The sequence below is a fragment of the Haloprofundus halobius genome (assembly GCF_020097835.1).
GTDB classification, from domain to species: Archaea; Halobacteriota; Halobacteria; order Halobacteriales; family Haloferacaceae; genus Haloprofundus; species Haloprofundus halobius.
The window spans coordinates 1,136,135-1,148,556 of the sequence record NZ_CP083666.1; the positions used below are offsets into that span (position 1 = coordinate 1,136,135).

13 protein-coding genes are annotated in these 12,422 nt (G+C 66.7%); 6 read left to right on the forward strand and 7 right to left on the reverse strand.

The features are described 5' to 3' along the window. Positions 1-144: 144 nt before the first annotated feature. Positions 145-501, forward strand: a complete 357-nt coding sequence (locus tag LAQ74_RS05975; protein WP_224336048.1) for a DUF555 domain-containing protein — start codon at positions 145-147, stop codon at positions 499-501. Between the two features lie 96 nt (positions 502-597). Beyond that, the gene (locus tag LAQ74_RS05980) at positions 598-1,137 is read left to right on the forward strand and encodes a CBS domain-containing protein (protein WP_224336057.1); all 540 of its coding nucleotides are present in this window, start codon (positions 598-600) and stop codon (positions 1,135-1,137) included. 202 nt (positions 1,138-1,339) lie between these two features. On the opposite strand, the gene purM is transcribed toward LAQ74_RS05980, so the two are convergent. Beyond that, positions 1,340-2,308, reverse strand: coding sequence for a phosphoribosylformylglycinamidine cyclo-ligase (purM, locus tag LAQ74_RS05985; RefSeq protein ID WP_224336059.1), 969 nt, complete (start codon positions 2,306-2,308; stop codon positions 1,340-1,342). 345 nt (positions 2,309-2,653) lie between these two features. Here purM and LAQ74_RS05990 point away from each other — a divergent pair, with 345 nt between their 5' ends. Then, positions 2,654-2,923 (forward strand): DUF8028 family protein, encoded by a 270-nt coding sequence (locus LAQ74_RS05990; RefSeq protein WP_224336061.1) that lies wholly within the window; start codon positions 2,654-2,656, stop codon positions 2,921-2,923. Between the two features lie 13 nt (positions 2,924-2,936). On the opposite strand, the gene LAQ74_RS05995 is transcribed toward LAQ74_RS05990, so the two are convergent. From LAQ74_RS05995 to LAQ74_RS06010, 4 genes are read right to left on the reverse strand one after another with little or no spacing between them, the layout of a single operon-like run. Further along, complete coding sequence (locus tag LAQ74_RS05995; protein ID WP_224336063.1) at positions 2,937-4,514, reverse strand: acetolactate synthase large subunit; 1,578 nt, start codon at positions 4,512-4,514, stop codon at positions 2,937-2,939. Then, a complete protein-coding gene (locus LAQ74_RS06000) occupies positions 4,511-5,911 on the reverse strand; it encodes an NAD-dependent succinate-semialdehyde dehydrogenase (RefSeq protein WP_224336065.1) in 1,401 nt (466 codons plus the stop codon). Before LAQ74_RS06000 ends, LAQ74_RS05995 begins: the two co-directional genes overlap by 4 nt. 59 nt (positions 5,912-5,970) lie before the next feature. Continuing rightward, positions 5,971-6,570 carry a zinc metalloprotease gene (locus LAQ74_RS06005; protein WP_224336067.1) on the reverse strand — a complete coding sequence of 200 codons (600 nt, stop codon included), beginning with the start codon at positions 6,568-6,570 and terminating at the stop codon, positions 5,971-5,973. Then, positions 6,567-8,243, reverse strand: a complete 1,677-nt coding sequence (locus tag LAQ74_RS06010) for a TraB/GumN family protein (protein ID WP_224336069.1) — start codon at positions 8,241-8,243, stop codon at positions 6,567-6,569. Before LAQ74_RS06010 ends, LAQ74_RS06005 begins: the two co-directional genes overlap by 4 nt. Before the next feature lie 126 nt (positions 8,244-8,369). Between LAQ74_RS06010 and LAQ74_RS06015 the strand changes: the two genes are divergently transcribed. From LAQ74_RS06015 to LAQ74_RS06025, 3 genes are all read left to right on the forward strand, one after another. Next, positions 8,370-9,722, forward strand: a complete 1,353-nt coding sequence (locus LAQ74_RS06015; protein ID WP_224336072.1) for a glycerate kinase type-2 family protein — start codon at positions 8,370-8,372, stop codon at positions 9,720-9,722. A 62-nt stretch (positions 9,723-9,784) separates the two neighbouring features. Then, a complete protein-coding gene (locus LAQ74_RS06020; RefSeq protein ID WP_224336074.1) occupies positions 9,785-10,408 on the forward strand; it encodes an ArsR/SmtB family transcription factor in 624 nt (207 codons plus the stop codon). 127 nt (positions 10,409-10,535) lie between these two features. Then, positions 10,536-10,991 (forward strand): bifunctional nuclease family protein, encoded by a 456-nt coding sequence (locus LAQ74_RS06025; RefSeq protein WP_224336083.1) that lies wholly within the window; start codon positions 10,536-10,538, stop codon positions 10,989-10,991. 137 nt (positions 10,992-11,128) lie between these two features. Here LAQ74_RS06025 and LAQ74_RS06030 read toward each other — a convergent pair whose 3' ends face one another. Continuing rightward, complete coding sequence (locus LAQ74_RS06030) at positions 11,129-11,584, reverse strand: acyl-CoA thioesterase (RefSeq protein WP_224336085.1); 456 nt, start codon at positions 11,582-11,584, stop codon at positions 11,129-11,131. Between the two features lie 101 nt (positions 11,585-11,685). After that, complete coding sequence (locus LAQ74_RS06035) at positions 11,686-12,240, reverse strand: sugar O-acetyltransferase (protein ID WP_224336087.1); 555 nt, start codon at positions 12,238-12,240, stop codon at positions 11,686-11,688. Positions 12,241-12,422 lie beyond the last annotated feature (182 nt).

Here is a 12,422-nt window from a genome sequence, read left to right on the forward strand (position 1 = left end):
TGTGGGTGAGCAATTGCTGTCCCACACGTAACTTATGGAGATAATCCGCCGAGATGTTTCCCCCGATTTCGACCGCTCTCCTCGCCGAACGTTCGGTCACGAACGAATCACAAGACACGAATCCCCCTACCCCTACCTACGGGTATGAGCAACTACCTCGTAGCGATGGAGGCGGCCTGGCTCGTACGTGACGTGAAAGATATCGACGACGCCATCGGCGTCGCCGTCAGCGAAGCGGGCAAGCGCCTCAACCAGCAGAACAAGGAGTACGTCGAAGTCGAAGTCGGTGCGACGCCGTGTCCGGCTTGCGGCGAGCCGTTCGACTCCGCGTTCATCGCGGCCAACACGGCGCTCGTCGGACTCCTCCTCGAAATCGACGTGTTCAACGCCGACGGCGAGAAGCACGCCGCCCGCATCGCCAAGAGCGAGGTCGGCGGCGCACTCCGCGACGTGCCGCTGTCGGTCATCGAGATCGTCGAAACCGAAGAAGAAGACGAGTAACACGGCGACAGATCCGACTTTTCGCTCGTTCGACGCACCGTGCGCCGCAGCGCGGATAGCCGAAACCTTTTCAATAACCGCTGGTTATCGGCGGATATGGAACTTCCGACGCCGCAGGACCTGCGCGAACGCAGGAACACGCTCGGGTTGACCCAGAGCGCGCTGGCGGACGCCGCCGGCGTCTCGCAGCCGCTCATCGCTCGTATCGAGGGCGGCGACGTCGACCCGCGTCTGTCGACGCTCCGCCGCATCGTCGAGGCGCTCGACGAGGCCGAAGGCGACGTGCTCCGTGCCGGCGACATCATGAACGAGACGGTCATCCACGTCGAACCGGACTCCTCGGTCCGGGAGGCCGTCGACGCGATGGAAGAGGAGGCCTACTCACAACTTCCCGTCCTCCAGTCGGGGATTCCGGTCGGCTCTATCAGCCAGTCGGACGTCATCCACGGCGGCGACAACGTCGGCGACAAACCGGTGAGCGAACTGATGAGCGAGTCGTTCCCGACGGTCGCCCGCGACGCCACCGTCGACGAAGTTCGAAACCTCCTGGATCACTACAAGGCCGTGATGGTGACCGAGGGCGGCGAGACGGTCGGTATCATCACCGAAGCCGACGTGGCCGCACAGCTCTCGTAGTCGCTTCTCTCACCTTCTCTTCCTGTTCGCCGTTCCGGACGTTTTTGTACGAAGACGGGACCACCTCGCCGCGTGATCTGACGAGTCGGCGCAGCGTGGCCGAGGCGGGAGCACGGTGAACCCGCTGCGCTTTCGAAACCTTCCATCGCCGTCTGTCCGCCATTCGCACTCGCCTTCGAGCGTCGGCTCTACGACCGAGCGTCTACAGCTCCAACCCGCGAATCGAGACGCCCTCACCGTCCTCGACGCGGCCGATTACGTGCCCGTCCGCCGCGTCAGCCAACGCTTCAGCATCCTCGGGTTCGAGCGCCGCGACGAAGCCGGTTCCCATGTTGAACGTCCGGTGCATCTCCTCGTCGGAGACGTTGCCCGCCGACTGCACGAACTCGAACACCGGCTGGGGGTCGAACGCGTCGTCGACGACGTACCGGTTGTCGCCGAGGCGGTCGAGGTTCGTCCACCCGCCGCCGGTGACGTGTGCCGCGCCGCGGACGCCGTGGTCGCGCATCGGGTCGAGCAGGTCGGTGTACAGTTGCGTCGGCTCCAGCAGCGCCTCGCCGACCGTCTCGTAGCCGTCGCCGGGGAACGGGTCGTCGTAGCCGTGATCTCTCGTTGCCGCCTTCCGCGCGAGCGTCAGGCCGTTCGAGTGGATGCCGGAGGATCGAAAGCCGACGAGCGCGTCGCCCGGTTCGGCGCGTCCGTCGAAGATGTCGTCTTTCGCCGCGAGCCCAGCGCACGTGCCCGCGAGGTCGAGTCCGTTGATGACCTCGGGCATCACCGCCGTCTCGCCGCCGACGAGTTCGATTTCCGCTTCGTCGGCACCCGCGGCGAGCCCCTCGCCCACCTGTTCGGCGAACGTCTCGTCGGGTTCGTCGACGGCGAGGTAGTCGACGAACGCGACCGGTCGAACGCCGGCGGCGACGAGGTCGTTCGCGTTCATCGCGATGCAGTCGATACCGACCGTCGAGTAGTCCGACAGCGCCTCGGCGACGAGCAGTTTCGTCCCGACGCCGTCGGTCGCCAGCGCGAGGTAGCGGTCGCCAATGTCCAGTAGCCCGGCGTAATCGCCCTCGCTGTCGCCGACGGCCGACACCAGCGCGGCCGTCGCCGCTTCGCTCGCCCCGATGTCGACGCCCGCCTCCGAGTACGTGAGTTCCTCGTCGTCTCCCATGGGCGAACCCGCGGGGTGACCGTCTAAAAGCCCACCGCTCGCGGGTCGTCGTCCGCCGGCGACCGGTAACTCGTGCGTAACGGAGCCACACCCTATCACGATTTCTGATAAGACAGCCCGCTCGGACGGTTGTCGAGGCCTACTGCCGACCGCAGCGGGGTTGGCACCGCCTAAACACCGATTCGGGCCGTGAACCGCCGAATCCGGCCCAGTACGGGGAGAGACGCCCGAATTCGAGCGTGACAATAAGTATCATGATCCGGTAGGGACGGACAACTTTCGAGAACGATTCAGAACTAACTGTCTCTTATATACGTATCGATGTGGTCGAATAGAACGCAGTCCATGGCAAGTGCGCCTTCAACTGCCGACCACCGTATCACTCGCCCCGCAGACGTTCCGCTCGGCCCCACGGTTCGCACCGTCGTCGCTTCGGCGACACGTCTCGTCGCTTCGACGATACGTTTCGTCGCCTTCTGGCTGGCGGTCGCACTACCGTTCTGTCAGTTCGCGCTCGTCGTCGATGGACTCGCCGGCGACCGCTCGCTGGTGCTCGTCGCCCTCCTCGGTGTGAACGTGCTCGCGCTCGTCGTCGGGCACGACTACAGACGGTGACGCACCGACTGCGTCACCCTCCTAACGGAACCTCGACGAGAGCCATCTCGTCGCTGTCGACCACCGAGTCGAGCACGTTCTCCAGCTCCGCCCACGAGTCGGGTCGGTACCCGTCGACGCCGAAACTCTCGGCGAACGCGACGAAGTCGGGGTTCGTGAGGCCGGTCCCGAACGCCTCGCCGGTGTGTTCGCGCTGCTTCTCCGAGATGAGTCCGTAGTCGTTGTCGTTGAACACCAGCACGGTGAAGCCGAGTCCCAGACGCGTCGCCGTCTCCAGTTCCGCGGCGTTCATCAGAAAGCCCCCGTCGCCGGTGCCGACGACGACGTTCGATTCGAGCGTCAGGTCGGCGGCGACGCCGCCGGGGACCCCGATACCCATGCTCGCGAGGCCGTTCGAGATGAGACAGGTGTTCGGTTCGAACGTGGGAAACTCCGTCGCGATGGCCATCTTGTGGCTCCCGACGTCGGAGATGAGTACGTCCTCGTCGGCCATCGCGTCCCGCAGGTACGGAAGCACGCCCGCGACGGAGAACGAGTCGGAGTCTGCGGGCGTCTCCAGCGCGTGCGTGAGTACGTCCTCGTGCACGTCGGCGCACCACGTTCCCCACGTCTCCTCTATCGTCTCTTCGAGTCGCTTCAGCGCCATCGAGATGTCGGCGACGATCTCCACGTCCGGATTGTAGTGCTGGTACACCTCGGCGGGTTCGTGGTCGACGTGGACGACTCGCGTGTCCGCGTTCGGGTTCCAGCGCTTCGGATCGTGTTCGGCGATGTCGTAGCCGACGGCGACGACACAGTCCGCGCGCTCCATCGCCGCCTCCGCCTCGCCGTCGGGCCCGGAGTCGAGCGTCATCAGCGAGTGAGCGCTGCGGTCCGACACCGCGCCTTTCCCCATGTACGTCGAGACGACGGGGACGTCGGTCGATTCGACGAACGAGCGGAGACGGTCGGCGGCGTTCGCCCGCACCGCGCCGTTGCCTGCAAGCACGATGGGTCGTTCGGCGGCGGCGAGGAGCTCCACCGCCCGTTCGACGGACTCGCGGTCCGGGTCGGGGCGTCGCACTTCGTCGCGGACCGCCATCGGTTCGTATCCGACGGCCTCGGCGGCGACGTCCTCGGGGATTTCGAGGTGCGTCGCGCCGGGCTTCTCGTACTCGGCGAGTTTGAACGCCTTTCGAACGGATTCGTTGATTATCTCGGCGTCGTTCAGTTGCGTGTTCCACTTCACGACGGCCTCGAACGTGTGGACGACGTCGAGCGCCTGGTGGCTCTCCTTGTGCAGTCGCTCGCGGCCGCCCTGTCCGGTGATGGCGACCAGCGGCGACTTGTCGAGGTGAGCGTCGGCGACGCCCGTGATGAGGTTCGTCGCCCCCGGGCCGAGCGTGGCGAGACAGACGCCCGCGTCGCCGGTCAAGCGCCCGTGGACGTCGGCCATGAACGCCGCACCCTGTTCGTGGCGGGTCGGGATGTACCGTATCGACGAGTCCCGGAGCGCGAACAGCACGTCCTCAAGTTCCTCGCCCGGGACGCCGAAGACGTAGTCGACGCCTTCCGCCTCCAGACAGCGCACGAGGAGGTCGGCGGCCTTCATTCCGAGAGCGAGCCGAGGCCGGTGCTCGACTCGCCGTGCTGGACCCAGACCGTCTTACGGTTGACGAACTCGTGGATGCCGTGTTCGGAGAGTTCGCGGCCGTATCCGGAATCTTTGACGCCGCCGAACGGCACCCGCGGGTCGGATTTGACGATTTCGTTGACGAAACAACAACCGGCGTCGAACTCCCTCGCGAACCGCTCGCCCCGCTCGGGGTCGCCGGTCCAGACGCTCGCGCCGAGACCGAACGGCGTGTCGTTCGCCCGCTCGATGGCCTCCCGCTCGCTGTCGACGCGCCACAGCGACGCGACGGGACCGAATATCTCGTCGTGGGACGCGGGCGTCCCGTCCGGAATGTCGGCCAGAACCGTCGCCGGGTAGTACGCGCCCTCGCGGTTCATCGGCTCGCCGCCGGTGAGCACCGTCGCCCCGGCGTCGGCCGTCTCCTCGACCTGTTCGTGGAGGCTCTCCATCAGGCTCTCCTGGGCCTGCGGGCCGAGCTCCGTGCTCTCGTCTTTCGGGTCGCCGACGGTGAGCGCCTCCATCTCCTCGACGAACCGTTCCTCGAACTCGTCGTACACCTCGTCCATCACGACGAACCGTTTGGCGGCGATGCAGGACTGGCCGTTGTTCTGCACCCGGCCGTAGACGGCGCTTCTCACCGCGCGCTCCACGTCGGCGTCGTCGAGGACGACGAACGGGTCACTCCCGCCGAGTTCCAGTACGGATTTCTTCAGGTTCTCGCCCGCCGCCGATCCGACAGCGCTTCCGGCGGGACCGCTGCCGGTGAGCGTCACGCCCGCCAGTCGGTCGTCTTCGATGATGCCGTCGACGAGGTCCGAGCCGACGAGAAGCGACTGGAACGCGCCGTCGGGGAACCCCGCCTCCGAGAACACCTCCTCGATGGCCTCCGCACAGCCCGGAACGTTCGAGGCGTGCTTCAGGAGGCCGACGTTGCCCGCCGCGAGGCCCGGCGCGGCGAAGCGGAACACCTGCCAGAAGGGGAAGTTCCACGGCATGATAGCCAGCACCGGTCCGAGCGGTTCGTAGCTCACGAACGCGTGCGCGTCCGCCTCGGTGCCGATAATCTCGTCCTGCAGATGTTCCTCGGCGGTCTCGGCGTAGTAGTCACAGACCCACGCGCACTTTTCGACCTCCGAGCGCGCCTGCGCGATGGGTTTGCCCATCTCCTCGGTCATCAGTTCAGCGTACTCGTCGGCGTTCTCGCGGAGTATTTCGCCCGCCTTCTTCAACAGCGAACAGCGGTGCGCGAAACTCGTGTCGCACCACTCCGCGAACGTTTCGGTCGCTCGGTCGAGGGCGTCGTCGACGGTCGCCTCGTCGTCGTCGTCGTAGGTAGCGAGTTGCTCGCCAGTCGCCGGGTTGATACTCTCCATAGCTTCGAAGACGGACGCGAGTCGCTTAGTCGTTCGCCGGAGGCGGTACCGCGGTCTGCTCACCCGAAGAGCAGCAGCGCCGTCACGCCCGCCGTCGGCACGGTGAAGACGACGTAGACGATCTTGCTCCAGCCGAACACCTTCCGGCCGTCGAGCGGCCCGAACGGAATCATGTTGAACGCGGCCAAGAAGAGGTTGATGATGACGCCGAGGTTCGCCATTTCGGCGAGGAAGCCGCCGGCGGGAACGACGAGCGCCAACGGCAGAAACACCAGCGCCAGCACGACGTTGACGGCCGGTCCCGCGAGCGCGATGAGGCCGTGCTGTCGCTCGGTCAGCATCCCGCGGTGATGGACCGCGCCGGGCGCGGCGAAGATGAACCCGAGGAACGCGCTCAAAAGCGCCAGAAACAGCATGCTGTAGTCGGCGCGGAACTCCGCAATCTGTCCGTAGTGGACCGCGACGACCTTGTGACCCAGTTCGTGCAGGAGGAAGCCGACGCCCGCGGTCAGGAGGCTGACGACGAGTCCGGAGACGAGTCCCTGTTCGAGGAGCCTGAACGGGTCGCCCTGAGCGAAAAACAGCGCGAAGGCGACACCGAGAACGAGCCACGCGACGACCAAATCGCGCACTTCGCGGCCGCTGAAGGTGAGGTTCACGCGACCATCCCCCAGAGTATCTCCGCGCTGTTGCGCGCGCCCTGGACCATCAGCCGCGTGACGGCCTCCGCGCCGCCGAGTTCCGCGCCGAACAGCGGCAGGATGTACGTCACGAACAGCAGGCTGGCGACGATGCTGCCGATATTCGTCATGGCGACGACCATGATGAGCCGAAACAGCGGCACGTCGAACATCTGGCCCATCAGTTCGCCGAGCGGCGTCTCCTCGTCGGTCAGCAACTCGTTCAGACGACCGATGTCGGCGACGTTGACCGCCGTGTGGCGCAGTTCCATGTAGCCGGTGAACCACCCCGGCGCGAGAAGCGGGTTGACCGAGGTCATCCACGCCACGAGGCCGCCGACGGTCGCCGACGACCAGCGCGCGCCCGCCAGTTTGGCGAACCCCCCGGCGAAGATGCCGTTGACGAGGAACCACGCGCCGAACAGCCGAAGCAGGAAGCCGTCTCTGACGCCCGCCATCGCCAGCAGAACGAAGAAGGCGACGAAGCCGACGGAGACGAGCGCGCCGACGATCTTCGCCCACGGGACGCCGCGCTTCTTGGCGACGCCCGTTAGTGACTCCATCGGCGGCAGCGTCTCCGGGTGTTCGAGGTAGTTCTCGATACCCGCTCTGTGGCCCGCGCCGACGACGGCGACGACGCTTTTGCCCCGGCTGCGGAGCGCGACGATGTTGTGCGCGAGGTAGGCGTCACGCTCGTCGATGAGCGCCTCGGCCCCGCCGGGGCTGAACGCCCGAAACTCCTCCATCATCACGCTCACCACGTCGGTGTCGGTGAGTTCAGCCATGTCGAGTTCCTCGATATCCTCGCCGCGGTCCATCCCCGTCGCAGCCATGACGAAGCCGGCGAGCAGGCCGACCACGACGCCGCCGGAGATGCCGAGCGCGAGGCTCCCGCCCACCTGAATCATGAACCCCGTGAACGTCGACTGGACGAACGGATCCGTCAGGCCGAGCGTCGCGCCGCCGAGCAGCGCGAGCGCGAGGCCGCCGGCGAGACCCGCCACGATGCTGTCGCCGTCGCCGACGACGAAGGAGGCGACCCACGAGATAGCGAGACCGGAGCCGACACCCAGCGCGGCCGACCCCAGCGCCCGGACGAACACGGCCTCGGTGACGCCGAGAAAGCCGCCGAACACGGCGATGAACGGTCCAGCGACCAGACCGACCAGGAGGCCGAGCATGAGGCCGACGACGCGGGCGTCGGTGACGCCGAAGACGAGGCCGCCCGCCATACGGAGTTTCTCGACGAACCCCATCCGCGCCCAGAACCGCTGGATGGTCGTCTGGATGTCGCGGTCGACGAGCGCCACGTCGATGCCGAGTTCCTCGGCCGTCTCCACGGCCGCGAGCATGTCCGCGCCCGGTTTCACGTCGAATCGGTCGCCCATCTGTGCCTGCACGTACGAGAGCATCCAGTAGGCGATGAACTGAAAGACCGTGTTCCCCTGCAGCAGTTCGCTGGGGTCGAGGTCGTCGGGCGTCTCGCCCTGCATCTGCCGGTAGCGTCCCTCGTCGAGTTCGACGGCGACCACGTCGGGTCGCTCGGCCTCGATGGTCTCTTCGACCTCGCGGACGCTGTCGGCGGAGACGTGCGCGGTACCGACGACGCGCACGCGTCCCTCGTCGGGGGCGGACTCCGCTCTGTTACTCATCGACCACCGCTACAAGTTCACCCCTGTTATCATTGTCGGAGTCCTGAACGAAGCCCCCGCTCGATTCGACGTGTAAAGTGGCCCACCGTCATCCACGCTTTTGTCACCCCCGCGCGACGCTCCGGTATGACTCTCGTCCGCAACGCCGCCGACCTCGGCGGCAGCGAGGCCCGCGAGACGGCGCTCGCCTGTCTCGACGCCGGTATCGACGCTGCGAACCCCGAACGCGCCGTCGCCGACGCGGTGACGCTCGACGGCCAGTCGCTGAAAATCGCCGACGACAGCTACGACCTCCGCGAGTTCGACGACGTGTTCGTCCTCGGCGGCGGCAAGGCGGGCGTCGGCGTCGCCCGCGCGCTCGAAAACCGCCTCGGCGACCGACTCACCGAGGGGGTCGTCGTGGTCCCCGACCCCGCCGAACTCTCCCGGGTCGAGGTCGCCGTCGGCGACCACCCGGTCCCGAGCGAGCGGGGCGTCGAGGGGACGAGACGGCTGCTCGACCTCGCCGAGGCGGCCGACGACCGGACGCTCGTGCTCGCCGTCGTCACCGGCGGCGGGAGCGCGCTCCTCGCCGCTCCCGCCGAGGGAGTGAGTCTCGAAGACCTCAAGGAGACGACGGACGCGCTGCTCGACAGCGGCGCGGAAATACACGAGATGAACGCCGTCCGCAAGCATCTCTCGGCCATCAAGGGCGGCCGTCTCGCCCGCGCCGCCGCGCCCGCGACGGTAGTCGGACTCGTGCTCAGCGACGTCGTCGGCGACGACCTGAGCGTCATCGCCAGCGGCCCCACCGCGCCCGACGAGACGACGTACGCCGACGCGCTCGACGTGCTGGAGCGATACGACATCGACGCGCCCGAAGCCGTCAGGACCCGACTCGAACGCGGCGCAGCGGCCGAACTCGACGAGACTCCCCGACCGGACGATCCCGTCTTCGACCGCGTCCGCAACGTCGTGCTCGCGGGCAACTTCACTTCTCTCGACGCCGCCAGAAACGAAGCGGAAGCGAGAGGGTACGACGCGTGTATCCTCTCATCTCGGGTTCGAGGCGAATCGCGCGAAGCCGCGAAGACACACGTAGCAGTCGCCGAAGAAGCAAATTTCACCGGAAATCCGGTGTCCCCGCCGGCAGTAGTGCTCTCGGGCGGCGAGACGACAGTAACGGTCCGCGGCGACGGCACCGGCGGGCCGAACCAGGAGTTCGCGCTCTCGGCCGCGATCGAGTTCGCGACGGCGTGGCGAGCGTCCCGTGAGGTCGTTCTCGGGAGCGTCGACACGGACGGCCGAGACGGGGGGACCGACGTCGCAGGGGCCGTCGTCGACGCCGGGACGGTCGACGACGTGGCCGCCGCCCGCGACGCCCTCGCGGACAACGACGCGTTCACGTACCTTGACGCCCGCGACGCTATCGTCGAGACGGGTCCGACCGGAACGAACGTCAACGACCTGCGTGTTCTCGTCGTCGGCGACGGCGAGTAGCGGCAGGTAGCGGCGATTCCTTGACAAAACGGTTTTGTTCACCGGTGAGATACTCTCTCGACATGGCGCGATTGTTGCCCTCCACGCCCGACACCGCCGCCGCCGACGAGGCGGAACCGCGGGTCATCGGCGTCGACAGCGAGGACGCCGACGACCTGCTGTCGGCGCTCTCCTCCGACACCGCTCGAACGCTGCTCTCGAAACTCCACGACGAACCCGACACGCCGTCGGGACTCGCCTCGCGCGTCGACTCCTCGCTGCAGAACGTCCAGTACCACCTCCGGAAACTGGAGGACGCCGGCCTCGTCGGCGTCGTCGACACCGTCTACTCCGAGAAGGGCCGCGAGATGAACGTGTACGCGCCGTCGGATAGGCCGCTGGTGGTGTTCGCCGGACGCGAGTCCGAGAGTGCCGGTCTGAAGGCGGCGCTCAAGCGCCTGCTGGCGAGCGTCGGCATCCTCGCGGCCGTCAGCTTCGTTGTCCAGATCGTCGCGACGGGAGAGATACCGTTCGTCGCGCAGTCGGCCTCCGGCGACGGCGGAAGCACCGAGCTCGCGACCTCCGCCGCGGAGACGACCGCGGCAGCGTCGTCGACGACACCCGCGTTCCCGCCGGGACTGGCCTTTTTCCTCGGCGGCCTCGTCGTCCTTGCGCTCGGGTTCGCGCTCTGGTACGCCCGCCGCTGAGCGCGCGACCCGACGATATCTCATATTTCGAGATTGTATCGCTTACGCCTCTCTCCGTGTCACGCGTCTGTTCGCGAGATTTGCGGGTCGCAGGTAGCTATTTACCCTCGACGACGAACATGTGAACATGGAGCATACTGCCGAAGTGGAGGGCATCGGCGTCGGCGTCGGCTCCGACGGGACGAACGTGCCCGCCGTCGTCCTCCGCGCCCGCGAAGAGGTCCTTCCGATATTCGTCACCGCCGACCAAGCACAGACTATCCGCCTCGGCCTCGCCGGGGAACCGTTCGATCGCCCGCTGACGCACGATCTCCTCGTGGAGATGGTGACCGAGTTCGGCGGCGCTATCGATGGCGTCCGCATCGACGACCTCTCCGACGGGACGTTCTACGCGAAACTCGACGCCGAACGCTACGAGGACGGTGAACCCGTGAGCTACGTCTTCGACACCCGCCCGAGCGACGCGATCGCCCTCGCCGTTCGCGTCGACTGCCCGATTCTCGTCTCCGACGAGATTCTCGACACCGCCGGACGTCCGCCTTCCGCTATCGACCTCTCGCCGGACGACGACGACCCCTTCTAACGCACCTTGTTACTGCGGAGGGTGCGCTTCGCGTACCGCCGCTTGCACAAATTTGCACCAAAAGACCGCGACCGCTACAGACGTTCCGGTTCTCGGTTCGCTCGAAGTAGAACCGTACGAGAGGCGGTACGACGTGTCTACCGCCCGTTCGCCAACTCCGCTTCCGCCTCCAGCGCCTGTTCGCGAAGTCGCTCGCCTTCGTCGCTCTCGACTGTCAGTTCCGGGACCGGCGACGGCTTGTGGTCCTCGTCGATGGCGACGTAGACGAACAGCGACTCCGTGGTTAACTCCGTCTCGCCCGTCTGGGGGTTCTCTCGGAACGCCTTGATACGGACGCGAATGCTCGTCTCGCCGGCCTTGTAGACGTACGCCTGTATCAGCGCCGTGTCGCCGCGCGGGATCGGTTGGACGAAGTTCACCTGCTCCATCCGGGCGGTCACGCAGGTCTGCCCCGCGAAACGCATCGCCGACAGCGCGCCGTCGGTGTCCATCCACTTCAGCACGTTGCCCCCGTGGGCCATGTCGTAGTTGTTCGTGTCGTTCGGTTGGATGAGGTGGCGGTTCTCGATGTACGTCTCCATCAGGTCGGTCATGGGTCCCGTTTCGAGAGGCCGCCCGAAGAACGTGGCGTCGAATCGTTCGTGACAGTTGCGGGGCGCAGGGTTCGTCTGGCGGCCCGGACTCGTCTGCAGGCTCAGAGTTCCTTCAGCACGCGCGCCGGATTGCCGCCGACGACGACGTCCGACGGAACGTCCTTCGTCACCACCGCTCCGGAGGCGACGACGGCGCAGTCGCCAACCGAGACGCCGGGGGTGAGCACCGATTGGCCGCCGATCCACACGTCGTCGCCGACGGTGACCGGGTCGCCGAACTCGACGCCCTCGCGTCGCGTCTCGGCGTCGAGCGGGTGCGTCGCCGTGTAGACGTGGACGCCCGGTCCGAGCAGGCAGTGTGAGCCGAAGCGTATCTCACAGACATCGAGCATCACACAGTCGAAGTTGGCGAAGAAGTCGTCGCCGACGTGGATGCGTGAGCCGTAGTCGCAGCGAAACGGCGGTTCGACGAACGCGTTCTCGCCGACGGTGCCGAACAGTTCCGCCAACAGCGCCTGCCGGGTCTCCGCGTCGGTCTCTTCGGTGTCGTTGTACCAGCGGGTGAGCGAGCGCGCCTGGTTCCGTTCCTCGACGAGTTGCGGGTCGAACGGGTCGTAGGCGTCGCCACGAAGCATCTTCTCCTTCTCGGTGGTCACGGTCGCTTGACGACTCGCGGGACGGCCGAAAGTAAGTTCGGGTCGCCGTCTTCGGGCGAAACTGCGGTGTTTATCTCCTCAGCGACCGATCTCCCCTATGGCTCCCCTCCCACGTGAAACGATGGAGAGTCCGCTCGCGCGAGCGCGGGCAGCGAAGCGAGTCCGAGCGCCTGACCGAGACC